This window comes from Methylosinus sp. KRF6 (genome assembly GCF_018887255.1).
In the GTDB taxonomy this organism is placed as follows: Bacteria; Pseudomonadota; Alphaproteobacteria; order Rhizobiales; family Beijerinckiaceae; genus Methylosinus; species Methylosinus sporium.
In genome coordinates, this window is sequence record NZ_JAHLJF010000001.1 from 2,040,652 (window position 1) to 2,067,509 (window position 26,858).

The window sequence follows — 26,858 nt, forward strand, 5'->3', positions numbered from 1 at the left end:
CTTCGGACTTTGCCGACGCCGGCTCCGCGGGTTAGAAGAGACGCCGTGCGCTACATTTCCACACGCGGCGAAGCTCCAGAGCTCGCCTTCGAAGACGTCCTTCTCGCCGGCCTCGCCTCCGACGGCGGGCTCTATGCGCCCGTCGCCTATCCGGGACTAGCGCGCGGCGATATCGCTTCTCTCGCCGGCCTCCCCTATGCCGAGGCCAGCGCGCGCATCATCGCGCCTTTCCTCGGCGAGGCGTTCGACGGCGCCGAGCTGCGCGCGCTGACGCAGAGCGCCTATTCGAGCTTCCGTCACAGCGCCATCGCGCCGCTGACGCAGATCGCCGATAATCTCTTCGTCCTCGAGCTGTTCCATGGCCCGACGCTGGCGTTCAAGGACGTCGCCATGCAATTGCTCGGGCGCATGATGGACGCCGTCCTCGCCCGCCGCGATTTGCGCGCGACCATCGTCGGCGCCACCTCGGGCGACACGGGCGCGGCCGCGATCGAGGCCTTCGCCGGGCTCGATCGCGTCGATGTCTTCATCCTCTATCCGCACGAGCGCGTCTCGGACGTGCAGCGCCGGCAGATGACGACAGTCGAGGCCGCCAACATCCACACCATTGCGCTGCGCGGCTCCTTCGACGATGCGCAATCGATTCTGAAATCGCTGTTCCGCGACGCGCGCTTTCGCGAGAGCGTCGGCCTTGCCGGCGTCAATTCCATCAATTGGGCGCGCGTCGTCGCGCAGACGGCCTATTATTTCACGAGCGCCGTCGCGCTCGGCGCGCCGCACCGCGAGGTGAGCTTCGCGGTTCCCACTGGCAATTTCGGCGATGTGCTGGCGGGCTATGTGGCCGAGCGCATGGGCCTGCCGGTCGGCAAGCTCGTCATCGGCACGAATTCCAACGATATTCTCGCGCGCACGCTGGCGAGCGGGCGCTACGAGTTGCGCGGGGTTACGCCGACGCAATCGCCGTCGATGGATATTCAGATCTCGTCCAATTTCGAGCGTCTGCTGTTCGACGTTTATGGCCGTGACGCCGCGCAGATTCGCGGGCTGATGGGCGCGCTGGATCAGTCCAAGGGCTTTACCGTCGCCCCCGCGCCGCTCGAAGCGATCCGCGCGGAATTCGAGGCGAGCGCAGCCTATGAGGCGGACACCACGGAAGAGATCGCCCGCACCTATCGCGAGACTGGCTATATTCTCGATCCGCACGCCGCCACCGGCGTTCATGCGGCGAGAAAGCGCCTCGCGGTCGATCCTGCGACGCCGATCGTCTCGCTCGCCACCGCCCATCCGGCGAAATTCCCGGACGCTGTGGAGCGCGCTATCGGCAAGCGCCCGCCGCTGCCCGAGCATCTCGCGCATATTCTGGACGCGCGCGAGCGTTTCACCGTGCTCGACAATGATTCGGGCAAGGTCGCGGCCTTTATTTCCGAGCGCGCCCGCGCAGCGCGCGCCACGGTCTGAGAGGGCTGTCATGGCGCTCTTCGGCCTCGTTCCCGCCTATCGCGATCTGCCGCTGCGCGGCGACGGCGTCTATCTGCGCAGCTCGGAGATGCGGGATTTCGTCGCCTGGGCCTCGCTCAGGGAGCGCAGCCGCGCCTTTCTGACGCCCTGGGAGCCGACCTGGCCCTCGGATGATCTCACCCGCGCCAGCTTTCGCTATCGCGTGCGCCGCCACGCCGAGGAAATAGCGCGCGACGAGGCCTATTCCTTCTTCGTCTTCCGCGAGGCGGACGACGTTCTCGTCGGCGGCTTGACGCTCGGCCATGTGCGGCGCGGCGTGTCGCAGGCGGCGACGCTCGGCTATTGGATGGGCGAGCCCTATGCCGGCAAGGGCTATATGTCCCGCGCCGTGCGGGCGGCGCTCGATTACGCCTTCAGCCGCCAGCGCCTGCATCGCGTCGAGGCCGCCTGCCTGCCGTCCAACGCCGCCTCCATCCGGCTGCTGGAGCGCAACGGCTTCCATCAGGAGGGCTTCGCGCGGGCCTATCTCAACATCAACGGCCAATGGCGCGACCATCTGCTCTTCGCGCGGCTGGACAGCGACCCGTCGCCGACGCGCCGGTCGCTCTGAGCGGAGGGCCTCCGGCCGCCCCGCGTTTCGAATCCGCACAGAACAGCCGCGATTCTTTCTGGCACGCATCTCTCAGCCTACCCATCGACATTGCCGTCCACGTTCCGAATCGGGACGGCAGGCGTAAAAAGGGTAGAGTATTCATGGCGTTCGAGCGTACACGGGCGTTTCGGAACATCGAAGAGGTCACAGTCGGCGGCGCGCAGGTCGCCCGTCTCGATCTCGCCGGCACCGCGCGGCTGATGATCGAGGCGGCTCTCCGCCCAGCGCGGGAGAACGGGCCTCTCTATCTCACCTCAGTCAATGGCGAGGTGCTGGCGCGGCGCCGCGCCAGCCGCGAATTCGCCGAGCTCGTCGACGCGGCCGATCTCGTCAGCGCCGACGGCCAGCCGCTCGTCTTCGCCTCGCGCCTGCTCGGCGCGCGCGCGCTGCCGGAGCGCGTCGCCACCACCGATCTCTATCCGCTGGTCGCCGAAATGGCCGAGCGCGAGGGCGTCACCTTCTACCTCTATGGCGCGACGGAGGAGATCAATCGCGAGACTTATGAGGTCACGAGGCGCCGTTTTCCGGGCCTGCGCATCGTCGGCCGCTCGCACGGCTATCTCACCGGCGAGGAGCTCGAGCGCAAAATCGACGAAATAAACGACCTCGCGCCCGATATCGTCTGGCTCGCGCTCGGCGTGCCGCGCGAGCAGGAATTCGTACGAAAATGGAGTGATCGCCTTCGAAACGTCAAAGTGATCAAGACATCTGGCGGTCTGTTCGATTTTCTGGCCGGCGCCAAGAAGCGCGCCCCTATGTGGATGCAGAAGGCGGGCCTCGAATGGGCGTTCCGTCTTCGGCTGGAGCCGCGCCGGCTGTTCTTGCGCTATGTGACGACCAATCCGATCGCGTTGCTGCTGCTATTGCGTCAAACGCATTGACCGTTCTCGCACCTCCGCCGGCGCGTCGAAGGCCGGTGGGCGTCCGAAGCCGCAGTGTAACGAGTTCGGCTTCGGGTCCCCGGCGCGTCGCGCCACTCCGCCAGCGCCGGGGACGACGCCGATCGAACGGCGAATTCTCATAATGGGAAAAGCACGCAAATTCAGTCCCCTCATCCTGAGGCGCTTTTTGCGGAACGCAAAAAGCCTCGAAGGATGCTCCAGCGGGCGGCGCTTCGACGACTCTTCGAGACGCCGGCTCTAGGGTGAGGGGTTTTGGAATTGGGCCGGATCGCGCCGCAACCCGATCAAATCCGCGCTTGCAGCCGGCTCCACAGCGCATTCTCCGCGCTGAACACATAATCCAGCTTGGCGCTCGTCACCGTGCGCGCGCCTTTGGCGATCAGCCAATCGGCGAATTGCGGCGCGCCATCCGCCGGGGCGGAAAAGGTGACGAAGCCGCCGTCGCCGCGCTCGCGCAGCTCCACAGAAAATTTCTCCGCAGCTTCGGCGAGCAGGGCGTCGTCCAGCGTCAGACGCGTGCGAATCTCGCGCGTCGTGCGCGCTTGCTCCTCGGCCGCTATGCGCGAGAGGATGATGCGCGCCGCCTCCCGCGCTCGCGGCGTCCAGGGCGCGAAAAGCGAGGCGACGAGATTGGCCTGCGAGCGCAGGATCACGCCATCGTCCAAAGTCTTCAGCGCATTGGCGACGAGCGTCGCGCCGGTGGTGGTGATGTCCACGATGAGATCGGCCGAGCCCGCCGCCGGCGCGCCTTCCGTGGCGCCGGAGCTCTCGACGATGCGATAATCGCCGATGGCGTGCTTGGCGAAGAAACGCCGCGTCGTGTGAATATATTTGGTGGCGACGCGCAGGCCGCGGCCATGGCGCGCGCGAAAGCCGGCCGAGACATCGGCGAGATCGGCCATGGTTCGCACGTCGATCCAGGCCTGCGGAACGGCGACCACCACATTGGCCTTGCCGAAGCCGAGCGGCGCCAGAATCTCCACCTTGCTCGCCGCGTCGGGAATCGTCTCGCGCACGAGGTCCTCCCCGGTCACGCCGAGATGGACGTCGCCGCTGGCGAGCCGCGCGGTGATCTCGGAGGCGGAGAGAAAGGCCGCCTCGGCGTCCTCCACTCCGGCCAACTGGCCGCGATAGTCGCGCGCCCCGCGCCCCTGCGTCACCTCTATGCCCGCGCGGGCGAAAAAGGCGTTGGCGTTCTCCTGCAGCCGGCCCTTGGAGGGAACGGCGACGATGAGTTTGTCGGTCGTCGTTGCGGTCATGCCGCGCTTCCTTTGCGCGCCGTCAGCCGATCGACCCATATGGCCGCGCCGACAGCGGGGATGTCCTGTTTCGCGCCCAGCGTCTTCAGCAGCCGATCATAGCGCCCGCCGCCGATGAGCGCCGGGCCGGCGGGCTCGCGCCGCGCCTCGAAGACGAAGCCCGAGTAATAGTCGAGCCTGCGGGCGAAGCTCGCCGAGAAGCGCACGCGATCGAGATCGACCCCGCGCGCGGCGAGAAAGCCCGCGCGCGTTTCGAGCGAATCGAGCGCTGCTGAGAGATCGAGCGAGGCGTCCTGCGCGAGCTTGCGCAGCGCGGCGGAGGCCTCGTCGATCTGCCCCTGCACGGAAAAAAAGGCGTCGACCAGCGCGTGCGTCTCGGCGCTCACGCCGGCGCCGCCGGCGAGGGCGGCCTGATCCAGAAAGCGCTCGGCGATTTCCCCGGCGCTGCGGCCGCCGACCGGCGAAATGCCGGCGATGGACAGAAGATCCTCGACGAGCGCGCGCGCCTCCTTGGCGTCCACCTTCTCCAGCGCGGCGAGCACGCCGGCGTGCTCCTTGCCATTGGCGGGCGGGGCGAAAATCTCGGTGAGCGACTCGCCGCGGGCGTGTCCCGTCTCGAGGCGCCGGCGCCAGGCGGGCGGCAGATCGAGCCGATCCAGAAAGGTGGAGACGAGGCCGGCGTCGCCGGTCTCCACATGCAGCGCGCCGCCATCGGCCGCGGAGGCGGCCTCGAGGGCGGCGGCGAGAATCTCGGCGTCGGCGGCCTCGCGATCGTCGCGGCCGAAGCTCTCGAGCCCGGCCTGCAACAGCTCGCCGTCGCCCGCCTCGCCCTCGGCGGGGAAGCGGAACACAGCGCCGCCATAGGCGAAGGAGGCCGGCGCGCCCGCCGTGGATGAAGCGAGATAGGCGAGGCAGACGGGGATCGTATATTCCGGCCGCAGGCAGACGTCGTCGCCGGCGGCGTCGCTGGTCAGATAGAGGCGGCCGCGGAAATCCTCGCCGGAGCGGTCGAGGAAGACGCCGGCCGGCTGCAATATCTTCGGCTCGCAGCGGGTAAAGCCCGCGCGCTGAAACGACGCCAATATCACGCCGAGAGCGTCGCCGCTCGAAAAATCGGTTTTCGCCGCCTCGTTCACGCCTTTAGTCCCTCTTTTGCGGCCCTTCCTTAGCAAGGGCGGATGACATTCGCATCCGCTTTCCGGAGGGAGGGTGAATGAAGCGGGCGGCGGTTCAGCCGCCTCGGATCAGGGCTTGTGCAGCCGGAACATGTCTAAGGCCGGATCGGCGTGGCGCGCTCGGTCGAAGGCCCGTTCGGGGGACAGGCCTCGCCTCAGCAGAGAATGAAACAAATAGTGAGCGAAGAGCGCGGCGTCCGAGGCGTCGGGACAGTCCGATGGCGCGATATAGGCGGCGGCGCCCGCTTCGAGGAAGGCCTTCGCAAAAGCCGTATCGCCGGTCAGGCAGGCCGTGCTGACGACGATCGCTCCCGGCATTCGGGCGCGCTTTGCGATGGCGGCCGCCGGCAGCGAGCCGTCGACGAGCGCGCCGACGTCTACGCCATCGCCATAATCGCCGAACACCAAACCGTTTTCGTCGCCGTGTCCGCAGATGACGACGAGTTTCGGATCATGTTCTTTCCGCTCGAGCGTGAGCAGGAAATCTTCCGGCGTCCCGACGAGGTGCAAGAGCACAGCCGCGCCGAGGCTTTCGAGCATCGACCGAATCAGCAGCGCTTCGAAAGCATCGCCCACGGCGATGACTGAGGCCGGCGTTTTCGGAGCAAAGTATTTCTCGTCGACGAGCATGTTTGGCCTTCACGCTCGGCCTTCGCAGATGGCGCGAGGCGATAGGGGTCGGCTCTAGAATTTGCACTCTTTCGGAAGCTTGTCCTCCGACCAATCGGCGAGGGAAATGGTCTGCGCCTTTATTTCCACTTTTTTGCCGTTGCGCGTTCCCTTGCCGGCCAGGAAATTGAGGTCGCAGCTCTTGCCGGCGTTGGGGTCGAGCGTGTCGCGCGCCGCATAGGTGAAGCCGGCGACGATGAGCGCGCCATTGCGGCGGATCACCGTCAAAGTCTCGCTCCAGCGGTCGCGGCCGACCGAGTCATTCTCGGATTTGACGAGCAGCGAGCCCTTGTCGCTCACCGCCAAGGAAGGCCGCTGGCCGGCCATGCCGCCATTCCAGGCGGCGTTCTTCTTGACCAAGGCGGGCTTGGCGCCGGCGCGCAGAGCGTCCTGATCGAGCCCGAGATAGACATAGAGATCGGCGCCATCGTCGAGATTGTCGACGAGCACGGCGAGATCACGGCCGCCGCCATCGGAGAAATAAATCGGAGTCGCGGAGAGTATGCGCTCGAGCGGCGCGGTTTCGGCGACGACGGGGGAGGCGGAGGAGAGAAGGGCGGCGAGAAATGCGAGATGCAATCGCATTGGAAAAAGCTCCTGCGAAACGGATCGCGAGGCGCTCATCCGACCCGGCTTTGCCGGGCTCCATTCTCCCGCGAGCGGGAGAATGGATGCGGCGTCGAACGCGGCGCCCGCTTTTTTCGATATTGCGCCTATTCGAAGAAAAAGGCGCGTCCTTCTCCCGCTGGCGGGAGAAGGTGGCCCGGCGCAGCCGGGTCGGATGAGGGCCCGCGCCGGGCGAGCCCCATCTGTCGTGTCACTCGCCGGCGTTGGCGGCTTCGGCCTTTTCCTTGGCCTCGAGGTCCTCGCCGGTCTGCTGATCGACGACGCGCATCGAGAGGCGCACCTTGCCGCGATCGTCGAAGCCGAGCAGCTTCACCTTCACCTTGTCGCCTTCCTTGACGACGTCGGTGGTCTTGTTCACGCGCTGCTTGGAGAGCTGCGAGATGTGAACGAGGCCGTCCTTGGCGCCGAAGAAATTGACGAAGGCGCCGAAGTCGGCGGTCTTCACCACGGTTCCCTCATAGATCTGGCCGACCTCGGGGTCCGAGGCGATGGACTTGATCCAATTGATCGCCGCCTTGATGGAGTTGCCGTCGGAGGAGGCGACCTTCACCGTGCCGTCGTCCTCGATGTTGATCTTGGCGCCGGTCTTCTCGACGATCTCGCGAATGACCTTGCCGCCGGTGCCGATCACCTCGCGGATCTTGTCGGTGGCGATCTTCAGCGTCTCGATGCGCGGGGCGAACTCGCCGAGCTCGGCGCGCGAGGTGGTGAGCGCCTTGGCCATCTCGCCGAGAATATGCAGACGGCCCTCACGCGCCTGGCCCAGCGCCACGCGCATGATCTCTTCCGTGATGCCGGCGATCTTGATGTCCATCTGCAGCGAGGTCACGCCGTCCGACGTGCCCGCCACTTTGAAGTCCATGTCGCCGAGATGATCCTCGTCGCCGAGAATGTCGGACAGAACCGCGAAGCGCTCACCTTCGAGGATGAGGCCCATGGCGATGCCCGCCGTCGGCTTCTTTAGCGGCACGCCCGCATCCATCAGCGCCAGCGACGAGCCGCAGACGGTGGCCATGGACGAGGAGCCGTTGGACTCGGTGATCTCCGAGACGACGCGCAGCGTATAGGGGAATTCGGCGGCGGCCGGCAGCATCGGGCGAATGGCGCGCCAGGCGAGCTTGCCATGGCCGATCTCGCGGCGGCCGGGCGAGCCCATGCGGCCCGTCTCGCCGACGGAGTAGGGAGGGAAGTTGTAGTGGAGCAGGAAGCGCTCCTTATAGGTTCCCTCGAGCGAGTCGACGAATTGCTCGTCCTCGCCCGTGCCCAGCGTCGCGACGACCAGCGCCTGCGTCTCGCCGCGGGTGAACAGGGCAGAGCCATGGGTGCGCGGCAGCACGCCCACTTCGGCGACGATCGGGCGCACGGTCTTGACGTCGCGGCCGTCGATGCGAATGCCGTCGTCGAGAATGTTCCAGCGCACGACCTTGGCCTGCAGATCGTGGAAGGCCTCGGCGACATGCTCCTTGGAGAATTTCGCCTCGCCGCCTTCCGGCAGCAGGCCGGCGTAGACCTTGGCCTTCACCGCGTCGACGGCGGCGTAGCGGTCCTGCTTCACCGTGATCTTATAGGCGGCGCGCAGCTCGGTCTCGGCGATGGCGGCGACGGCGGCGTTGACCTCGGTCTTGTCGGCGACGTCGAGATCGCGCGGATCCTTGGCGGCGCGCTCGGCGAGACGGATGATGGCGTCGATCACCGGCTGGAAGCCGCGATGGCCGGTCATCACCGCCTCGAGCATCAGATCCTCGGAGAGCTCCTGCGCCTCCGATTCCACCATCAGCACGGCGTCCGACGTGCCGGCGACGACGAGGTCGAGCGCCGAGAGCTTCATCTCCTCGATGGTCGGATTGAGCTTGAGCTGGCCGTTGATATAGCCGACGCGGGCGCCGCCGATCGGCCCCATGAAGGGAATGCCGGAGAGCGTCAGCGCCGCCGAAGCCGCGACCATGGCGAGAATATCCGGGTCGTTCTCGAGATCATGGCTCAGCACGGTCACGATGACCTGCGTGTCATTGCGATAGCCGTCCGGGAACAAGGGGCGGATCGGCCGGTCGATGAGGCGGGAAACCAGCGTCTCGCGCTCGCTGGGGCGGCCTTCGCGCTTGAAATAGCCGCCCGGAATGCGGCCGGCGGCGAAGGCTTTCTCCTGGTAATTGACGGTCAGCGGGAAGAAGTCCTGGCCGGGCTTGGGCGCCTTGGCCGAGACGACGGTCGCGAGCACAGTGGTCTCGCCCCAGCTGGCGAAAACGGCGCCGTCCGCCTGGCGGGCGATCTTGCCGGTCTCGAGCACCAGCGTGCGGCCCGCCCAGTCGAGTTCTTCGCGATGGATTTGGAACATGTCTTTCGTCTTCCTCTCATGACGCGCCCCATTGCGCGTCGGCTGCTGGCGAGGCGTCATGGGCAAGACGGCGAGAGGCTGCGGGGCGGGGATTTTCAAAGACGCGAAGCCGCGAACGCTTCGAAAGTCCTCGCCGCAGCGTCCGGCGATCCTGCCATGACGATCCTGCCGAGGGTGGCGGCGCGACCCATGCCGCCCGCCGAAGGAGGGAAGGGCCGCCCTTTCGCGCATCCCTTCCGGCAATTAAGGCCGAATCGTTCGGCCGAACTCTCTTCTCATACGCGAAATCGCGGCGGACCGCGATCTCGCATTCTCTAATGCGCTTTCGAGGGCCGTCCAGCGGCCGTGCGAAAGCGCAGCGACCCAGGCTCAGCGACGGATGCCGAGACGCTCGATGATGGAGCGATAGCGCGGCTCGTCTCTCGACTTCACATAGTCGAGCAGCTGGCGACGCTGCGACACGAGCTTCAAGAGACCGCGACGCGAATGATTGTCCTTCACATGGGTCTTGAAGTGCTCGGTCAGATTGGTGATGCGCTCGGTGAGGATCGCAACCTGAACCTCGGGCGAGCCGGTGTCGTCCGGCTTGATCGCATATTCTTTGATGAGCGACTGCTTGCGCTCGGCGGTGATCGACATCGGTCGGTCCTTTTCTTTTCTGGTGTGGATCCGCAAGCCGCGGCCGGGGCCGGGATGTCGTCCAGCGAGGGTCGCCGCGAGCGGAGCCGCCCGGGTCAACCCGAGCGCGCGAGGGGCTTATAGCAGAAAAGGCCGGGAAGGATAGGGCGCTCCGATATCGGCCGGGCGCCTCACACGCCCTTGTCCTCACGCAGCGCATTTCCGTCGCCCCGCCAAATCTCCTCGACGAAACCGCGCGACTCCGGCGTCGCCTGCGAAAAAGCCTGCGCGGAAAAGCCGCCGGCGAGCAGGCCCGCGACCGCGCCGCAGAGTCCCGCCCAGGCGAGCTGTTCTATGTCCGGCGGCGCGCTGTCGAGCACGAGCGTCGCCGCCATTGTCGCGAGGCCGCCAATTTGGCCGATCATCGCGTCCCGGTCCTGAGCGCGCGCGAAGAGCGCGAGGCCGACGAGCGGGACGAAGACCGCCGCCGACAGCGCGAGCGCCATGCCGACCAGCGTGCGCGCGTCGATCGCATTGGCGGCGCTGGTCGCCGAGCCGAGCGCGGTGACGCCCACCAGCGCCAGCCGCGTGATGGCGAGGCGCCGGCTCGTCAGCGCGGATTCGGCGCGCAGCCGATAGAGCGCGTCATGGCCGACGGCGGCGGCGCAGGCGTGCAGGCTGGCCGCCGCCAGAGCGAGGCCGGCGGCGATGATCCCGGAGGCGAGAAGGCCGGTGAGCGCCGCGCCGAGCTTGGCCAATTGCGGCAGGCCGCCGATGAGATATTCCGCGCGCACGGAAATATCCTCGGCCCGCAAGGGCGCGGCCGGCGGCAGCTTGCGGGCGAGGCAGGCCGCGCGCGCCTGCGCCGGCCCGTCGACCCGCGCGCCGCAAATCTGCACCAGGCCGCGCGCGCTCGCCGAATAGATCGATTCCGGCAGCCGCTCGGGCGTCTGGCCGACGGCGACATTGGAGACGATCAGCGCGGAAGAGGCGACCGTCGCCGTGATCAGCGCCGCCGCCGCCAGGGTCCAGAACAGGGCCGCGACGCCGGCCCGGCGCGCCGCCGCCGCGTCTTTCGTCGTCACGGCGGGCTCCAGCGCCGGCGCGAGCGTCGCCAGCCCGAGGGCGAGGCCGAGCATGGTCGTGATCTCGAGCGCCGCCGGCGCCGGCCGCGCGAGCCGCCAATTCTCGATGACGCGTACGGCGTCGCTCCAGGCGGTCTGATCGCCGATGAGCGGCAGAGGCGTCGGATAGCCTTGGAGCGACAGCGCGATCTGCGGCAGGGCGAAGCCGGCGATCAGCACGCCGGCCGCCGCGCAGGCGCTCCACAGCACGCCGCCGACGCCGCCCGGCCCGGCGATCAGCAATATTGCCGCGCCGATGAAGAAAGCCGCGAAAGGACGGCCCGCGCCGGTGAAGCCGACGAGAGCGTCCACCGCCGTCTGATAGCCGGCCAGAGCGACGATCCCCGAGGTGAGCGCGGCGACGACGATCATGCCGAGCCGCGGCTCCATGCGGGAAAAGCGCGCCGCCAGCAGATCGGACAGCGAAAAGGCCCCGGTCTTGCGCAGCACCGGGCCGGTCGCCGCGCCGATGAGCGCGACCCCCAGCAGCAGGCCGAGCGTCACGCCGAGCGGCGAGCCGGCCCCGGTGAGCCGCGCCGCGAAAGGCGCCGCGAGGCCGGTGACGAGGGCCGCCTGCGCAAAGCCGGCATAGGCGGCAGGCGCCGCCCGCCCCGCCGCGTAATAGAAGGAGACGCTCATGGAATGCAGCAGAAAGCCGAGCGCGGCGAGAGCGACCACGGTGAAATAGGGCGAGACCAGCGCCACCAGCCGCTCCGGCGCGCCGACGCGATCGAGCAGAGCGACGAGTCCATAGGCCGTGGCGAAAGTGACGATCGCCAGCGCGATGCGGCCGTCGAGCCGCGCCCTGTCCTCGAAAGTCTCCGCCACATCCCGCATATCGGCCCTCCTTCGGCGAGCCTAGCCGACGAGAACGCCGAAAACCAGCGCGCGCGGTCCCTGAGCCGTGGCGCGAGCTGTTGGCCCCGTCTTCGCATGTCGCGTGGCGATCGAAGGGGAGAGATGCGGCAATGCAAGCGAGCTTTCGCAGGATCGACGTCACGGCGGCGCGCAACATCATCGGGCGCGGGCGCGCGCTCGTCATCGATGTTCGCGATCCGGAGTCTTTCGCGCGCGGCCATATAGACGGCGCGGAGCTGGCGACGCGGGAGAATATCTCTTCCTTCGTCACGCTGACGCCGAAGGATCGAGCCGTGGTCTTTTGCTGCTATCACGGCAATTCCAGCCAAGCCTACGCCAAATATTTCGCCGAGCAGGGGTTTTCGGACGTCTACAGCCTCGACGGCGGCTATGAGGCCTGGGCGATCGCCGAGCGCTCCGCGCCGGCTTCTGTGGCGCTCGGCCCGGAGCTCGAGGCTTTTCTCGCCGAGCACGGCTTTGCGCCCGGCGACGCCAATGGCCGCAACAAGGACAATGTGACGCCGCTGATGGTCGCCGCGCGCCTCGCCCCGCCGGCCGTCGTCGCCGAGCTGCTGCAGGCGGGCGCGGATATTCACGCGACCAATGTGGACGGCAATCAGGCGCTGTGGCTCGCTTGCGTCGGCGAGAGAGAGGAGAATATCGCGTTGCTGATCCGCGCCGGAATCGACATTCAGCACATAAATGTGAACGCCGCGACGCCGCTGATGTTCGCCGCCTCCTCCGGCCGCGCCCGCGCCGTGGCGCAATTGATGGCCGCGGGCGCCGATCCCTCATTCGAGACCGATCTCGGCCTCACAGCGCTGGACATGGCCTCGACTAAGGAATGCCTCGATCTGATGCGCGCGGAAGTGAAGCGGCGCAAAGCCATGGCGACGGCTTCGTGATCCGGCGGGAATAATTTTAAAGCGCCGATGGATCGAATCTCCGCGCCATCGGTTCCGCTCGAGGGGCTTTGCGCGGAGGCGATGAATGAACACGGCCAATCTTCAGCTCGAAGGCGTCTACGCCATACTCGCGGCGCTGTTCGGCGCATTGCGCGACAAGGGCGCGCTAGGACAGGAGGAGATCGACGCGCTGCTCGTCGATGTCGAGCTCTCGCTCGCCAATGATCCGCTGCGGCCGCGCGACATGCGCGACTCCAATGTCGAAGCCATCTGCTTTCCCGCGCGGCTGCTGCGTCTCGCTCTGCGAGAATCGGCGGCTGGAGAAAGCTTCTCCTTCGCGCAGCTCGCCGGGCGCGTCGGCCAGGAGACGTCGTGAGGAGAGACGCCGCCGCAGTGAGGCGTTTCTACCTCCCCCTCGAGGGGGGAGGTCGAGCGCGAATGCGCTCGGGAGGGGGTGAAACCCCGAGTCTTCGCCGGCGAACCCCACCCCGTCCGGCTATCGCCGGCCGACCCTCCCCCTACAGGGGAGGGTGAATGCGCGCCGGTCAAATGGAATAGCTGAACGAATCGTACGACAGGCCGTTCAGAAACTGATCCATGTCGCGCGCCGGCTCGGCGCAGCCGGCGGTTCCCACCACTTTGGCCGGAACGCCGGCCACAGTGGCGTTGCGCGGCACGGGATGCAGAACGACAGAGCCGGCCGCGACGCGCGAGCAGGCGCCGATTTCTATATTGCCGAGAATCTTCGCGCCGGCGGCGATCATCACGCCGCGCCGCACCTTGGGATGGCGGTCGCCGCTCTCCTTGCCGGTGCCGCCCAGCGTCACGCTCTGCAGAATGGAGACATCGTCCTCCACCACCGCCGTCGCGCCGACGACGAGTCCCGTCGCGTGATCGAGGAATATGCCGCGGCCGAAGCGCGCCGCCGGATGAATGTCGGTCTGAAACGCGTCCGACGACCGGCTCTGCAGATAGAGCGCGAGATCGGTCTGGCCATTGGTCCACAGCCAATGCGCCAGCCGATGCGTCTCGATCGCGTGAAAGCCTTTGAAGAAGAGCAGTGGCTCGATCAGCCTTCCGCAGGCGGCGTCGCGCTCGACGACGGCCTTTATGTCGGCGCGAAAAGCGTCGCCGATCGCAGGATCGGCGTCCAGCGCGCGGGCGAAGGCGTCGAAGAGCAGATCTTCCGTCACCGCGCCGCCGAGACGCGCCGCGCAGCGCCGCGCCACCGCATCCTCGAAGGAGCGGCGATTGAGGACGAAGGTCAGCGCCAGGCTCGCCATCGCCGGCTCGCGCGCCAGAATGTCCTCGGCCTCGCGGAGGATATGCTCCCAGAGCGCGTCGCGACCCGTGGCGTCGGCGACGATCGCGCGGCTATTTTCCTGCGTCGCTCCCATCGGGCGTCTCCTCATTCGAAGATCCTCAATGTGGCTCGAGCGGCCGGCTTCGTCCAGATCGGCCGAACGATCAGCAGGGTAGCGCGGTTTCGGCGATGCCGGCGCCGGCCGCGCGGCGCAGGCGCCCGATGACGCGCTCCGCCTCGCCGGCGTCGAGGCTGCCGAAGCCGAGCCGCAGCCCGCGCCCGCGCTGCGGCGGCGCCGCGAAGCAGCTGGAGGGCAGGAAGCGCAGGCCATTGGCGGCCGCGTCGCGCTCCAGCACGTCGAGCGTCGCCTCGTCGCGGAAGGTCGTCCAGAAGGCGAGGCCGCCCGCCGGGATGCGGAAGCGGATCGCGTCGCCGAAGGCGCGGGCGAGGGATGCGCCGAAAGCGTCGCGCCTCTGCGCATAGATTTGGCGCGCCTTGCGCACATGGCGGCGCAGCTCGCCGGAATCGACGAGAGCGGCCACGGCGAGCTCGGTCAGCGCATTGCCTTGACGATCGACGCCCGCGGCGGCGTTGGCCATGGATTTCACCACCGGCGGCGGCGCGACGACATAGCCGATGCGCAATCCCGGCAGCAGCAGCTTGGACATGGAGCCGACATAGATCACCCGTCCGGGCGCATAGCTCGCCATGGGCAGCAGCGGCTGCCGCTCGAAATGATATTCGTGATCGTAATCATCCTCGATGATCGCGAACTCATATTTGGCGGAAAGGTCCAAGAGGCGCAGCCGCCGTTCCGGGGTCAGCGGAACAGTGGTCGGAAACTGATGGTGCGGCGTCACATAGATCGCGCGCACGGGCCGCCCGCGGCACAGACGCTCGACATCCTCCACATCGACGCCGTCCTCGTCCAGGCGGACGCCGATCACCTCGGCGCCGGCGCCGGCGAAGGCCGCGCGCGCCGCCGAATAGCCGAGGCCTTCCACCAGCACGACGTCGCCCGGCGCGACGAGAATGCGCGCGGCGAGGAATATGCCCATCTGGCTACCGCGCGTGATGCAGACATCCTCCGCGTCCACGATGAGCCCGCGATGCGAGGCCAGCATCGCCGCTATGGCGCGGCGCAGCTCGCCGGTTCCGCGCGGATCGCCGTAGCCGAGCCCGCCGCAGCGCGCCGCGCGCCGTCCGGCGTCGCGATAGGCGCCGAGCAGAGTGTCGATCGAGAAGAGCCGCGCATCGGGAAGCCCGTCGTCTATGGCCAGTCCCTCGCCGGCCGGCACAAAGGCGGGGTCGGGCGTCGCGCGGAAGGGAAAGCCGGGCGTGCGCGGATCGGCGGAGGCTTTGCGCGGCGCCGGAAGCGTCTCGGGCAGCTCGGCGGAGACGAAAGTGCCGCGCGTGCCATGGGTGGCGAACCAGCCCTGGGCGACCAGCTCGTCATAGGCGAGCACGATGGTCTTGCGATTGACGCCGAGCGATTCTGCGAGCTCGCGGCTGCTGGGCAGCGCCGCCCCCGGCGTGAGCCGCCCGCTCCGCACATCGTGAATGAGCGCATGGACGATCTGCAGATAGAGGGGCGCGCCGCGGCGCGGATCGATCTCGCGCGACAGGCTATAGGCGAAGGGTCGCGACATTGGACCCCTCCACTCGGCATTATTGCTCTTTTCTCAGGGCCGCGGGCAGCTTCCTCCGGGCGCGCCGGCTCTGTCAAGTCACGGGGCCGCCTTGCATCTTTGGACCCGTCGGCGTGCGAATCTTGGCGGTTTAACGCCGTTTTCGCTCCGCTAGCCTCGCTTTTGTCGCAACCGAACAAGGAGCGGGAGCCATGCAGACGAGCAGCGCGGGCGTCGTGAAAGCTTTGATGGGAATTGGCGGGGTGCTCGCCTTCTTCCTCATTGTGATGCACCAATTGTCGCAATTGTTCCGTTGACCGCCGGACGCCGGGAAGAGTCCGAGCGGTAGCGCGCCGATGTGCAGGACGGCTCGCCGAGACGGCGAGAGACGGCCTATTCTGCGCGTCGGCGCGTGGCTCGAGGGATCGATCACCAGCCGGCGATGCGACGGCAGGAACCGTCGGCGGGACCGAAGGCGTAGCGCGATCCGCAGGCATAGGCGGTCGGCGGCTCGCCGGTCTGTTCGAAAAGGTCGTAGCCCTCCTTCAAATTGCGCCAGAAGCCGCTCCATTGCTGATGCTCGGGCGGCGCCGACCAGAGATTGCTCCAATCCCCTTGCGTCTCTTTCGCGAAGGCGATGTCGGTCATGCGGAAGGGGAAAATATGGACCGGCACCTCGTGCTGGCCGCCGCGCAGCGCCGCTTCGACTGCTCCGTAGATTTCGTCGATGACTCTGTCAGTCATGGCGAAACAGCCGACCGATTTGCAGGCGCCATGGACCATCAGCGCGGCGCCGGTGCGGCCGTTCTGCTTGTCGAAGGCGTTGGGAAAGCCGATGTCGAAGGCGCGGTGATAATGCGAGTTCGGATTGAGCTGGCGCGCCGAGACGCTGTAGAAGCCCTCGGGCGATTGATAATCCCCGGATTTCAGCTTGGGCCCGAGACGACCGGACCATTTGCAGATCGGATAGGTCCGGTAGAGCGCGTAACGCTCGCCCTGCTTGCGCCACAGCTCGAGCTCGCCCTCCTTCTTGAAGATGCGGACATAGACCGCCGCGCCCAGGCGGAAATTGCCGTCGTCGCGGCGCGGCGCCGCTTGGTCGTGGGCCGGCGGGGTCTCGGCCAGAGCGAGCGCCTGCGTGGCGGCGGGCGGCGAGACGGCGACGGGCGGGAGCGCGGTCGCCGCCGAGGGCTCGGCGGGGAGATTGCGCGGCCGCGCCGGCGGCAGCGGCGCCTCGCCGGGCGCGACGGGAATGTCGAGCGTCGGCTCCAGCGGCGCCAGCGGCGGCAGCGCCGCGAGGAAGGAGGGCGGCCGCGCGCGCGGCGCGGAGGTCGGCGGCTCCTCGATCTCGGCCGGCGCGGCCGGCTCGGCGAGCCGAGCGGTCTCGACGATCGCGCCGCGCAGGTTTTGCAGCATGGGGCCGAAGGGATTTGCGCGCGAATCGACGTCGGATCGACGCGGCGCCTCCGCCCGCAGCGCGGGACCGCGCCAGGCGAAGGTCGCAAAAACGCCGATCTCGACGGCGCTGAGCGCGAGCGCCATGGCGAGCAGAAGAGGGCGCGACGGTTTCGACGGCATGGCGATCGTCAGGGAATCAGCAAAAATGCATTACGAAACACGATATTGGCGAAGAGACGGCGGGCGCGGCCAAAAGCGCGGCCCGCCGAGGCGTCAATGCCCCTCGAAGGTGACGAGCCGGCGCACCGGCACGCCGAGCGATTCGATCTTCTGCGCGCCGCCGAGCTCCGGCAGATCGATGACGAAGCAGGCGGCGATGACCTCGGCGCCGATCTTCTGCAGCAGCTTGACGGCGCCTTCCGCCGTGCCGCCGGTGGCGATGAGATCGTCGACGAGAATGACGCGCTCGCCCTTCACCACCGCATCCTCGTGAACCTCCATCTCGTCCACGCCATATTCCAGCGAATAGGCGATGGAGACGGTCGTATGCGGCAGCTTGCCCTTCTTGCGCACAGGCACGAAGCCGGCCGACAATTGATGCGCCACCGCGCCGCCCAGAATGAAGCCGCGCGCCTCCATGCCCGCCACCTTGTCGATCTTCGTGCCGGCCCAGGGCTGCACCAATTCGTCCACCGCGCGGCGAAACGCCCTGGCGTCGCCGAGCAGCGTCGTGATGTCGCGGAACATGATGCCGGGCTTGGGATAGTCGGGAATCGTGCGGATTGTGGAAGCGAGGGTCATGTTGCGAAATCTCGTCGGATTTGTTCGGCTCGTCGGTTCATAGCGCATTCTCGGCCGAAAGGCATCTCACGCGACCGCCGCACTCCTGCCGCAGGAGCGCCGACAGACGACCGATTTTCACCGCAAAGATCAGTATATCGGGTGAAGCAGTATTACGCGGTCCGGGGTGGGGTTCTACTGCAAAGACTCGGGGCGTCACCCCCTCCCGATCGCCTTCGGCGCTCTACCTCCCCCGCGAAGGGGGAGGTAGAAACGCTGCTTCAGGCGCCATTTCTCGTTCACCCGATTTCCCTGCGAGGAGAAATTCATATGGCTGATTTCAAACGACGTATCATTCCTGCCATCCTGATTGCGGCGGCCGCGGCGAGTCTCGGCCTCGTCGGCTATGAGGCGGTCTCGGTCGCGCTCGCCCGTTCCGAGACGCCGGAGATTTTCGCGCGCTACGAGGCGGCGACCGACAATGGCGCGAAACCGCCTGCCGGCCTGTCCAGCGAGCGAATCGAGACGCTGATCAAAGTGCAGGACCCGAGCTTCTGGACGCATGGCGGCGTCGATTGGAGCGCGCCGCTCACCACCACTACCGTCACGCAATCCGTGGTCAAGCGGCTCTATTTCGAGAATTTCCAAAAGGGCTTCGCGAAGATCCGCCAGACGCTGATCGCGCAATTCGCCGTCGGGCCGCTGACCTCCAAGAACGCCCAGCTCGCCGCCTTCATCGATGTGAACGGATGGGAGCCCGCCGCGCAAAAATGGTTCGGCAAGAGACTGGCGGCGTTGAACGACGATGAATTTCTCGCGCTCGTCGCCACCAACAACAGCCCGAAGGACCATGCGCCGGGAACGCGAGCCAACGCCGAGCGCGTGCGGCGCATCGAGAAATACCTCGCCGGCCTCTGTGAGCGGCGCGGCTTTTCCGATGTGTGGCTGGAGAATTGCGCTGATTAGTCGCGTCTCGCCGCAATCGCTCCGCGAGATGGTCATGCGCCGGTCGCGCCGCCGCCCATTTTGCTCGTAAATCTCCCGACCGAAAATGCGAGGCGAGCGTCGGCGGGAGTGTGTTCTATGCGAGATGCGAAAAGACGGGCGCGCTCATTCGCAGCGGCGACAGCGGGCTCGGCGCTGGCCGCCTTCGCCGGCGCGGCTTTCGCGGCGCTCGTCGGTTATGAGGCCGTCTCGGTCGCGCTCGCCCGCTTCGCCACGCCGGCGCTGTTCGCGCGTTATGAGGCGGAAACCGATCACGGCGCCAAACTGCCGCCCGGCTTCTCGCGCGAGCGCATCGAGACGCTGCTGCGCGTGCGAGACCCACGCTTCTGGACGCATGGCGGCGTCGATTGGAGCGCGCCGCTCGGCGGCACGCTCGCGCAATCGGTGACGAAAAAGCTCTATTTCGCCGATTTCAAGCCGGGCTTCGGCAGGATTCGCCAGACGCTGATCGCGCAATTCGCCGTCGGCGCGCTGACTTCGAAGAGCGCGCAGATCGCCGCCTTCATCGATGTGAACGGCTTCGATCCGGCGGCGCGCAAATGGTTCGGCAAGCCGCTGGCGGAATTGGACGACGGCGAGTTTCTCGCGCTCGTCGTCGCCGTCGATGATCCCAAAGATTTCGCGCCGGGCACGCAAGCCAACGCCGAGCGCGTGCGCCGCGTCGAGAAACATCTCGCCGGGCTCTGCGAGCGGCGCGGCTCTTCCGACGTCTGGCTGGACGATTGCAGGGATTGAGGCGCTCTCGCTTTATTTCGGCAGGAGCCGCCAGACGCCTTTCACGCGCGCCTCGATGCGCTCTTCGCCCGGCCGAACCGGAATAGCGATGGCGCGTGGTCCGGTCTCGGAACGCGCGGCAGGCATGTCGGCCTCGCCGGCCGCGAATTCGGGATTGAACTCCAACGCCACCAGCTCGCCGAGCTTCATCGACGCGCCTTCGGCGAGCAGCTCGGCGCGACGCCGCGCATTGGCGACCGCCTTGCCGAGCAATATCTCCTCGCGCTCCGCTTTGTCCGTCACGCGGAACCAAACGCCATCGAGTCGATTGGCGTGGGTCGTGAGAAGACGGCCGATGATGTCGCCGACGCGATCGACGTCCGGCGTCGACACGACGACGTCCGTCGAGGCGCGAAATCCGGTCAAGCTTCGCTTGGCGATCTGCCGATTCGACGGATCGCGCTCCTCGGAATAGACAGGCGCCACTTGTACGCTCTTCGACCGGATGTTTTTGCGCGCGACGCTGGCCGCTTCTATGTCCTGCATCAGCGCCGACGATAAGCGGGCGAGCTCCGTGGTCGCTTCCGAGGCGGTCGGCTTTTCCGCGAATACGCCGAGCTGAATGTCGGCGCGGTCGGGCTTGACCTCTTCCGCCGCCGTTCCGTGAACCTCGGCGACGGGAAAGTCCCGATGCGCGCGCTCCTCCGCGTGTGCGAAGGAGGCGATGAGCAAAAAGGCGAAGAGAGAAAAAATCCGCATGAAAAATCCTTTCATCGAGCCCCATGCTCGCTGCTTCGCCATTAACGGCGGCTGAACGTCGTCCTCATCCCGCCGCGCCGCTCGCCCGCGCGACAATGACGCCGAGCTTCTCCATCAGCGCCGGATCGCGCGCCTCTGGCGCCGTCAGAATGGCGGTGTCGAGCGCGCGATCGGAGCCGATCGGGCAGGGCTCGTGCTCACGTGGAAAATCGGCGAGCAGGCGCGCGAGCAGACGGCTCGCCTTGTCGGCGTTGTCGCGCACGACGGCGATGACCGAGGCGACATCGACATTGTCGTGCTCTGGATGCCAGCAGTCGAAATCCGTGACCATTGCGATGGTCGCGTAAGAGAGTTCCGCCTCGCGCGCGAGCTTCGCCTCCGGCATGGCGGTCATGCCGATGACGTCATAGCCCGCGGCCTTGTAGGTCAGCGATTCCGCGTAAGACGAAAATTGTGGACCTTCCATGCACACATAGGTTCCGCCGACGGAATGCTCCATGCCTTCAATCTTCGCCGCGGCGGCGATGCGCTTGGCCAGCAGCGGCGCCACCGGATGCGCCATGGACACATGCGCGACGCAGCCATTGCCGAAAAAGGAGGATTGCCGGCCGAAGGTGCGATCGACGAATTGATCCGGCAGCACGAAGAGTCCCGGATAGAGCTCCGATTTGAACGAGCCGCAGGCGGAGACGGACACGAGATCGGTGACGCCTGCCTGCTTCAGCGCGAAAATATTGGCGCGATAATTTATGCCCGAGGGCGAGAACACATGACCGCGCCCATGCCGCGGCAGAAACACGACCTGCGTCTCGCCGATGCGGCCGAAATGCAGCGCGTCCGACGGATCGCCCCAGGGCGTCGTGACGCGCTCCTCGCGCAAATCCTGCAAGCCGGGCAGGTGATAGACGCCCGATCCTCCGATGATGCCGACAACCGCTCGCGTCATCTTTCGTCTCCGACTGTGGATAGGATTTCGCAGTGCCACGCTCGCGCGACCGGCGCAAGCGGCGACACGCCGCCGGCCTGTCCCGAAAAATTGCGAAGCGCCTAAAAATTCAACGTAGTCAAAGGCCAAGCCGAGGCTCTGCGCGCGACGAAATGGGAATGGCGCTTTTTTGGGCGATCGTCGAAACTGCCCTCTTCGCAGCCTTCGCAGGGTTGCGCCGCAAAATATGCTGTGTTAGGGGACGATCGCCTTGGAGCTGGGGCGTCGCCCTTGGCTCCTTCCCCCGACAATACGTTGTTCGAGGCCATTGCGGATTTCGTCGCACGCAGACCTGCGTTGCGCGCGAGGCGCCTCGAGTGACGGCGATCCGAGAGCGATACGCAAGTGGCTTCAGGCGGAGACGATCTATCCGGAGTAGCGGGGCGATACGCCTCGGCCCTTTATGATCTCGCGGTGGAGAAAGGCTCCACGGACGAGATCGCGACGGCGCTGCGCGGCTTTGCTGCGCTGATCCAAGAGAGCGCGGATCTCGAGCGCCTGATCAAGAGCCCGGTCTATTCTGCCGAAACGCAGATCAAGGCTCTCTCTCCCATTCTCGACGCCGCTGGCGTCACGGGCGTCGCGGCCAATTTCGTGAAGCTCGTCGCGACAAAACGTCGCCTCTTCGCTCTCCCCGCCATCATCGAGGCCTATGGCAAGCTGCATGACGCCGCCAAGGGCGTCGTGCGCGCCGACGTCACGGTGGCCGCGCCGCTCGCCTCTCATCACGAGAGCGCGCTGCGCGATGCGCTCGCCGGCGTCGCCAGCGGCAAGACGATCGACCTCGAGGTGAAGGTCGATCCGGCGATCATCGGGGGTCTCGTCGTCAAAATCGGCTCGCGTATGCTCGACGCGTCGCTGAAGACCAAGCTCAATTCCATTCGAACACGCATGAAAGAGGTCGGCTGATGGCTATCCGCGCCGCAGAGATTTCCGCGATCCTCAAGAATGAGATCGCTAATTTCGGCAATGAGGCCGAAGTCGCAGAGGTCGGTCAGGTTCTGTCCGTCGGCGACGGCATCGCCCGCGTCTATGGTCTGGACAATGTCCAGGCCGGCGAGACGGTGCTGTTCGAGAACGGCATCACCGGCATGGCGCTCAATCTCGAGAGCGACAATGTCGGCGTCGTGATCTTCGGCTCCGACCGCGACATCAAGGAAGGCCAGACCGTCAAGCGCACCGGCGCCATCGTCGACGTTCCCGTCGGCAAGGGCCTGCTCGGCCGCGTCGTCGACGCGCTCGGCAATCCGATCGACGGCAAAGGCCCGATCTTCTACGAGAGCCGCGCCCGCGTCGACGTGAAGGCGCCCGGCATCATTCCGCGCAAATCGGTGCATGAGCCGATGGCGACCGGCCTCAAGGCCATCGACGCGCTGATCCCGATCGGCCGCGGCCAGCGCGAGCTCATCATCGGCGACCGCCAGACCGGCAAGACCGCCGTGGCGCTCGACACCATCCTGAACCAGAAGTCGCTGAACGACGGAACCGACGAGAAGGCCAAGCTCTACTGCGTCTATGTCGCCGTGGGCCAGAAGCGCTCCACCGTCGCGCAATTCGTGAAGGTGCTGGAGGAGCGCGGCGCGCTCGACTATTCGATCGTCGTGGCGGCCACCGCCTCCGATCCGGCGCCGATGCAGTTCCTGGCGCCCTTCGCCGGCTGCGCCATGGGCGAGTATTTCCGCGACAATGGCCTGCACGCCGTGATCGTCTATGACGATCTTTCGAAGCAGGCCGTCGCCTATCGCCAGATGTCGCTGCTGCTGCGCCGTCCTCCGGGACGCGAGGCCTATCCGGGCGACGTGTTCTATCTGCACTCCCGCCTGCTCGAGCGCGCCGCCAAGCTCAATGACGAGCGCGGCGCCGGCTCGCTCACCGCTCTGCCGGTCATCGAGACGCAGGCCAACGACGTGTCGGCCTATATTCCGACGAATGTCATCTCGATCACCGACGGTCAGATCTTCCTGGAGACGGACCTCTTCTACCAGGGCGTCCGCCCGGCGGTGAACGTCGGCCTCTCCGTGTCGCGCGTCGGCTCCGCCGCCCAGACCAAGGCGACGAAGAAGGTCGCCGGCAAGATCAAGGGCGAGCTCGCTCAATATCGCGAGATGGCCGCCTTCGCTCAGTTCGGCTCCGATCTCGACGCGGTGACGCAGCGCCTCCTCAATCGCGGCGCGCGCCTGACCGAGCTGTTGAAGCAGCCGCAATTCTCGCCGCTGAAGATGGAAGAGCAGACGGTGGTGATCTACGCCGGCGTCAACGGCTATCTCGATCCGCTGCCGGTGAACCGTGTGCGCGCTTTCGAAGACGGTCTGCTGGCGCTGCTGCGCACCCAGCATCCGAACATCCTCGAGACGATCCGCACGACCAAGGATCTGCCGGATGCGACGGCCGCCGAGCTGAAGGGCGTCCTCGACGCCTTCACGAAATCCTTCGCCTGACGCGCGCAACCAAGGATCGGAAGCAATGGCCCGTCATTGCGAGCGCAGCGAAACGATCCAGAGCCGCTCGGCGGCTCTGCGATCGCATCGCGGCTTCGCTTCTCGCAATGACGACAGGCCGGCTCCGGTCGCAATGAGACGGGTTCTCTCATGCCCTCGTTGAAGGATCTTCGAAACCGCATATCTTCCGTCAAGGCGACGCAGAAGATCACCAAGGCCATGCAGATGGTCGCGGCGGCCAAGCTGCGCCGCGCCCAGGCGGCGGCCGAGGCGGCGCGCCCCTATGCCGAGCGCATCGAGAAAGTGCTCGCCAATCTCGCCGGGGGCGTCTCCACCGGCGCGCCCGTGCTGCTCTCCGGCAATGGCCGGGACGAGACGCATCTACTCGTCGTGGCGACCGCCGAGCGCGGCCTCTGCGGCGCCTTCAATTCTTCGATCGTCCGCCTAGCCCGCGAGCACATCCAGCGCCTGCAGGGCCAGGGCAAGACGGTCAAGATTCTCTGCGTCGGCAAGAAGGGCTACGACCAGCTCCGCCGCAATTACGAGAAGAACATCATCGAGCTCGTCGAGCTTCGCGGCGTTCGCCAGATCGGCTTCGATCAGGGCGACGCGATCGGCCGCAAGGTCATCGATCTGTTCGAGCGTGGCGAGTTCGATGTGGCGACGCTGTTCTTCTCGCGCTTCAAATCTGTGATTCAGCAGTTTCCGACGGCGCTGCAGCTCATTCCGGCGCAGATTTCCGCCAATGAGAACGAGGCGGCCGCGGGCGGCGCCCTGGCGATCTATGAATATGAGCCCGGCCAGGACGAGATTCTGGCCACGCTGCTGCCCCGCAACATATCGGTGCAGATTTTCCGCGCATTGCTCGAGAACGCCGCTTCCGAGCAGGGCGCGCGCATGAGCGCGATGGACAACGCCACGCGCAACGCCGGCGACATGATCAAGAAGCAGACGACGCTCTACAATCGGTCACGTCAGGCGATCATCACCAAGGAACTCATCGAAATCATCTCGGGCGCCGAGGCGCTCTGACCAGAACAACAGCCGAGAGGACGAGACAATGGCTACCCCCACGACCACGGGTCACATCACGCAGGTGATCGGCGCTGTCGTCGACGTGAAGTTCGACGATCATTTGCCGGAAATCCTGAACGCGCTGGAGACCAGCAATCAGGGCGCGCGCCTCGTCCTCGAAGTTGCGCAGCATCTCGGCGAGAATTCCGTGCGCACCATCGCCATGGACTCGACGGAAGGCCTCGTGCGCGGCACGCCCGTGACCGACACGGGCGCCCCCATCTCGGTGCCGGTCGGCGACGAGATGCTCGGCCGCATCATCAATGTCATCGGCGAGCCGGTCGACGAGGCCGGCCCCATCGTGACGGCGACCAAGCGCGCCATTCACCAGCCGGCTCCCTCCTACGCCGAGCAGGCGACCGAGGCGCAGATCCTCGAGACGGGCATCAAGGTCGTCGACCTGCTCGCGCCCTACGCCAAGGGCGGCAAGGTCGGACTGTTCGGCGGCGCGGGCGTCGGCAAGACCGTCATCATCATGGAGCTCATCAACAATATCGCCAAGGCGCACGGCGGCTATTCGGTCTTCGCCGGCGTCGGCGAGCGCACCCGTGAGGGCAACGACCTCTATCACGAGATGATCGAGGGCGGCGTCAACAAGAAGCCCGAGAACGGCTCCGCCGCCGGCTCCAAGGCCGCGCTGGTCTATGGCCAGATGAACGAGCCCCCGGGAGCCCGCGCCCGCGTCGCGCTGACCGGCCTCACCGTCGCCGAGGACTTCCGCGACAAGGGCCAGGACGTGCTCTTCTTCGTCGACAACATCTTCCGCTTCACCCAGGCGGGCTCGGAAGTGTCGGCCCTGCTCGGCCGCATTCCTTCGGCGGTGGGCTATCAGCCGACGCTCGCCACCGACATGGGCGCGCTGCAGGAGCGCATCACCACGACGACCAAGGGCTCGATCACCTCGGTGCAGGCCATTTACGTGCCGGCCGACGATCTGACCGACCCGGCTCCGGCCGCCTCCTTCGCCCATCTCGACGCGACGACCGTGCTCAACCGCTCGATCGCGGAAAAGGGCATCTATCCGGCCGTCGATCCGCTCGACTCGACCTCACGTATGCTGTCCCCGGCGATCGTCGGCGAAGAGCATTACGAGGTCGCCCGCAAGGTGCAGTCGACGCTGCAGCGCTATAAGTCGCTGCAGGACATCATCGCGATCCTGGGCATGGACGAGCTCTCGGAAGAGGACAAGCTGACCGTGGCGCGCGCCCGCAAGATCGAGCGCTTCCTGTCGCAGCCTTTCCACGTCGCCGAAGTGTTCACCGGCGCGCCGGGCAAGCTCGTCGCGCTCGCCGACACGATCAAGGGCTTCAAGGGCCTCGTCGAAGGCCAATACGACCACCTCCCCGAGGCCGCCTTCTACATGGTCGGCACGATCGAGGAAGCGGTCGAGAAGGCCGCCAAGCTCGCCAAGGAAGCGGCGTAACGACACATGTCGCGCCTCGCCATTTATGTGGCCTGGGGCGCGATCGTCTCGCTTTGCGTCTATCTGGGCGTGGCGGTGGGCGGAGCGCGTTGCGCTTTCGACTGCTTTTACACGCTTCCCTATGGTCCCAAGGCCCGTCCGGAGCTTCGTTGCGATGGCGAGCAGCGGGTCGGGGCGGTCGTCGGAATGATGGCCGGAGTCATGCTGTGCGTGGCGGGCGGCCAGATCGCGCAAATGCTGAACCGAGCTTTTAGAGGTAGACGAAAATGACCGCTTTCCACTTCGAACTCGTCTCTCCCGAGAAGCTTCTGTTCTCGGGAGAAGTGGACGCCGTCGTCGCTCCCGGCGCCGAGGGCGTGTTCACCGTTCTCAAAGACCATGCGCCGGTGATGACGGTGCTGAAGCCGGGCGTCGTCGAGATCGACGAGGGCGGCAAGAAAGAAAAGCTGTTCGTGCGCGGCGGCTTCGCCGATGTCGGCCTCGGCGGCTTCACGATTCTGGCCGAATACGCCATTCCGGTCGCCGAGCTCGACGCCGCCAAGCTCGACGCGGACATCAAAAATGCGAGCGAGGATGTCGCCGACGCCAAGGGCGACGAGGCGCGCCGCGTCGCCGCCGAAAAGCTCGCTCAGCTGCAGGAGCTGAAGACGGCGCTCGCTCTGTAAGAGGCGCGTCGTCTCGCGGTTCTAGAGTCTTTCGGCCGAGCGCTCTCCGATCCCGATTGGATCGGGGAGCGCTCGATCGGTTTCTGGGCGCGCTCGGACCGGCG

25 protein-coding genes and 1 pseudogene are annotated in these 26,858 nt (G+C 66.6%); 13 read left to right on the forward strand and 13 right to left on the reverse strand.

The window, feature by feature from the left end; all coding sequences use genetic code 11:
* Nucleotides 1–45 precede the first annotated feature (45 nt).
* From thrC to KP010_RS09865, 3 genes are all read left to right on the forward strand, one after another.
* Nucleotides 46–1,458 (forward strand): threonine synthase, encoded by a 1,413-nt coding sequence (gene thrC, locus KP010_RS09855; protein ID WP_142863216.1) that lies wholly within the window; start codon nucleotides 46–48, stop codon nucleotides 1,456–1,458.
* Nucleotides 1,459–1,468: 10 nt separating this feature from the next.
* Nucleotides 1,469–2,068, forward strand: coding sequence for a GNAT family N-acetyltransferase (locus tag KP010_RS09860; RefSeq protein ID WP_108917097.1), 600 nt, complete (start codon nucleotides 1,469–1,471; stop codon nucleotides 2,066–2,068).
* Nucleotides 2,069–2,211: 143 nt separating this feature from the next.
* Entirely contained in the window at nucleotides 2,212–2,991 is a 780-nt protein-coding gene (locus KP010_RS09865; RefSeq protein ID WP_142863215.1) for a WecB/TagA/CpsF family glycosyltransferase, read from the forward strand.
* A 305-nt stretch (nucleotides 2,992–3,296) separates the two neighbouring features.
* Here the strand turns inward: KP010_RS09865 and hisG are convergent, their stop codons facing one another.
* The 7 genes from hisG to KP010_RS09900 form a co-directional block, all read right to left on the reverse strand.
* Nucleotides 3,297–4,271 carry an ATP phosphoribosyltransferase gene (gene hisG, locus KP010_RS09870; protein WP_142863214.1) on the reverse strand — a complete coding sequence of 325 codons (975 nt, stop codon included), beginning with the start codon at nucleotides 4,269–4,271 and terminating at the stop codon, nucleotides 3,297–3,299.
* Nucleotides 4,268–5,407: an ATP phosphoribosyltransferase regulatory subunit gene (locus tag KP010_RS09875; protein ID WP_216280813.1), complete on the reverse strand. Its 1,140-nt coding sequence runs from the start codon at nucleotides 5,405–5,407 to the stop codon at nucleotides 4,268–4,270. Before KP010_RS09875 ends, hisG begins: the two co-directional genes overlap by 4 nt.
* A gap of 108 nt (nucleotides 5,408–5,515) precedes the next feature.
* Nucleotides 5,516–6,076, reverse strand: coding sequence for a CHAT domain-containing protein (locus tag KP010_RS09880; RefSeq protein ID WP_216280814.1), 561 nt, complete (start codon nucleotides 6,074–6,076; stop codon nucleotides 5,516–5,518).
* A gap of 54 nt (nucleotides 6,077–6,130) precedes the next feature.
* Nucleotides 6,131–6,700: a hypothetical protein gene (locus KP010_RS09885; RefSeq protein ID WP_216280815.1), complete on the reverse strand. Its 570-nt coding sequence runs from the start codon at nucleotides 6,698–6,700 to the stop codon at nucleotides 6,131–6,133.
* Between the two features lie 232 nt (nucleotides 6,701–6,932).
* The gene (pnp, locus tag KP010_RS09890) at nucleotides 6,933–9,077 is read right to left on the reverse strand and encodes a polyribonucleotide nucleotidyltransferase (protein WP_216280816.1); all 2,145 of its coding nucleotides are present in this window, start codon (nucleotides 9,075–9,077) and stop codon (nucleotides 6,933–6,935) included.
* 369 nt (nucleotides 9,078–9,446) lie between these two features.
* Entirely contained in the window at nucleotides 9,447–9,716 is a 270-nt protein-coding gene (gene rpsO, locus KP010_RS09895; protein WP_108917093.1) for a 30S ribosomal protein S15, read from the reverse strand.
* A 170-nt stretch (nucleotides 9,717–9,886) separates the two neighbouring features.
* Nucleotides 9,887–11,656: a symporter-like protein gene (locus tag KP010_RS09900; protein WP_216280817.1), complete on the reverse strand. Its 1,770-nt coding sequence runs from the start codon at nucleotides 11,654–11,656 to the stop codon at nucleotides 9,887–9,889.
* 131 nt (nucleotides 11,657–11,787) lie between these two features.
* Here KP010_RS09900 and glpE point away from each other — a divergent pair, with 131 nt between their 5' ends.
* Together glpE and KP010_RS09910 are read left to right on the forward strand one after the other, a co-directional pair.
* Nucleotides 11,788–12,582 (forward strand): thiosulfate sulfurtransferase GlpE, encoded by a 795-nt coding sequence (gene glpE, locus KP010_RS09905; protein ID WP_142863208.1) that lies wholly within the window; start codon nucleotides 11,788–11,790, stop codon nucleotides 12,580–12,582.
* 85 nt (nucleotides 12,583–12,667) lie between these two features.
* Nucleotides 12,668–12,958: a hypothetical protein gene (locus KP010_RS09910; protein WP_142863207.1), complete on the forward strand. Its 291-nt coding sequence runs from the start codon at nucleotides 12,668–12,670 to the stop codon at nucleotides 12,956–12,958.
* 169 nt (nucleotides 12,959–13,127) lie between these two features.
* Here the strand turns inward: KP010_RS09910 and cysE are convergent, their stop codons facing one another.
* The 4 genes from cysE to KP010_RS09930 all read right to left on the reverse strand — a co-directional run bounded on the left by cysE (nucleotide 13,128) and on the right by KP010_RS09930 (nucleotide 17,712).
* Entirely contained in the window at nucleotides 13,128–13,979 is an 852-nt protein-coding gene (gene cysE / locus KP010_RS09915; RefSeq protein WP_142863206.1) for a serine O-acetyltransferase, read from the reverse strand.
* Nucleotides 13,980–14,049: 70 nt separating this feature from the next.
* The gene (locus KP010_RS09920; RefSeq protein ID WP_142863205.1) at nucleotides 14,050–15,534 is read right to left on the reverse strand and encodes a PLP-dependent aminotransferase family protein; all 1,485 of its coding nucleotides are present in this window, start codon (nucleotides 15,532–15,534) and stop codon (nucleotides 14,050–14,052) included.
* Nucleotides 15,535–15,942: 408 nt separating this feature from the next.
* Nucleotides 15,943–17,091: a murein L,D-transpeptidase family protein gene (locus KP010_RS09925; protein ID WP_142863204.1), complete on the reverse strand. Its 1,149-nt coding sequence runs from the start codon at nucleotides 17,089–17,091 to the stop codon at nucleotides 15,943–15,945.
* A 93-nt stretch (nucleotides 17,092–17,184) separates the two neighbouring features.
* A complete protein-coding gene (locus tag KP010_RS09930) occupies nucleotides 17,185–17,712 on the reverse strand; it encodes an adenine phosphoribosyltransferase (protein ID WP_142863203.1) in 528 nt (175 codons plus the stop codon).
* Nucleotides 17,713–18,021: 309 nt separating this feature from the next.
* Between KP010_RS09930 and KP010_RS09935 the strand changes: the two genes are divergently transcribed.
* On the forward strand, nucleotides 18,022–18,657 hold the full coding sequence (locus KP010_RS09935; protein WP_142863202.1) for a transglycosylase domain-containing protein: 636 nt from the start codon (nucleotides 18,022–18,024) through the stop codon (nucleotides 18,655–18,657).
* A gap of 117 nt (nucleotides 18,658–18,774) precedes the next feature.
* Nucleotides 18,775–19,431 (forward strand): transglycosylase domain-containing protein, encoded by a 657-nt coding sequence (locus KP010_RS09940; protein ID WP_142863201.1) that lies wholly within the window; start codon nucleotides 18,775–18,777, stop codon nucleotides 19,429–19,431.
* A 12-nt stretch (nucleotides 19,432–19,443) separates the two neighbouring features.
* Here KP010_RS09940 and KP010_RS09945 read toward each other — a convergent pair whose 3' ends face one another.
* Together KP010_RS09945 and KP010_RS09950 are read right to left on the reverse strand one after the other, a co-directional pair.
* Entirely contained in the window at nucleotides 19,444–20,169 is a 726-nt protein-coding gene (locus KP010_RS09945) for an SIMPL domain-containing protein (protein ID WP_142863200.1), read from the reverse strand.
* Nucleotides 20,170–20,233: 64 nt separating this feature from the next.
* Nucleotides 20,234–21,115, reverse strand: coding sequence for an S-methyl-5'-thioadenosine phosphorylase (locus tag KP010_RS09950; protein WP_142863199.1), 882 nt, complete (start codon nucleotides 21,113–21,115; stop codon nucleotides 20,234–20,236).
* Between the two features lie 384 nt (nucleotides 21,116–21,499).
* Between KP010_RS09950 and KP010_RS09955 the strand changes: the two genes are divergently transcribed.
* From KP010_RS09955 to KP010_RS09980, 6 genes and pseudogenes are all read left to right on the forward strand, one after another.
* Nucleotides 21,500–22,063, forward strand: a complete 564-nt coding sequence (locus tag KP010_RS09955) for a F0F1 ATP synthase subunit delta (protein ID WP_142863198.1) — start codon at nucleotides 21,500–21,502, stop codon at nucleotides 22,061–22,063.
* Nucleotides 22,063–23,592 carry a F0F1 ATP synthase subunit alpha gene (gene atpA / locus KP010_RS09960; protein WP_142863197.1) on the forward strand — a complete coding sequence of 510 codons (1,530 nt, stop codon included), beginning with the start codon at nucleotides 22,063–22,065 and terminating at the stop codon, nucleotides 23,590–23,592. Before KP010_RS09955 ends, atpA begins: the two co-directional genes overlap by 1 nt.
* A 150-nt stretch (nucleotides 23,593–23,742) precedes the next feature.
* Nucleotides 23,743–24,624, forward strand: coding sequence for a F0F1 ATP synthase subunit gamma (locus tag KP010_RS09965; protein ID WP_166141002.1), 882 nt, complete (start codon nucleotides 23,743–23,745; stop codon nucleotides 24,622–24,624).
* A gap of 49 nt (nucleotides 24,625–24,673) precedes the next feature.
* A pseudogene (atpD, locus tag KP010_RS09970) lies at nucleotides 24,674–26,089 on the forward strand (F0F1 ATP synthase subunit beta); the annotation flags it as partial.
* A 6-nt stretch (nucleotides 26,090–26,095) separates the two neighbouring features.
* Nucleotides 26,096–26,359, forward strand: coding sequence for a hypothetical protein (locus KP010_RS09975; protein ID WP_216280818.1), 264 nt, complete (start codon nucleotides 26,096–26,098; stop codon nucleotides 26,357–26,359).
* Entirely contained in the window at nucleotides 26,356–26,754 is a 399-nt protein-coding gene (locus KP010_RS09980; protein WP_216280819.1) for a F0F1 ATP synthase subunit epsilon, read from the forward strand. Before KP010_RS09975 ends, KP010_RS09980 begins: the two co-directional genes overlap by 4 nt.
* Nucleotides 26,755–26,858: the final 104 nt, after the last annotated feature.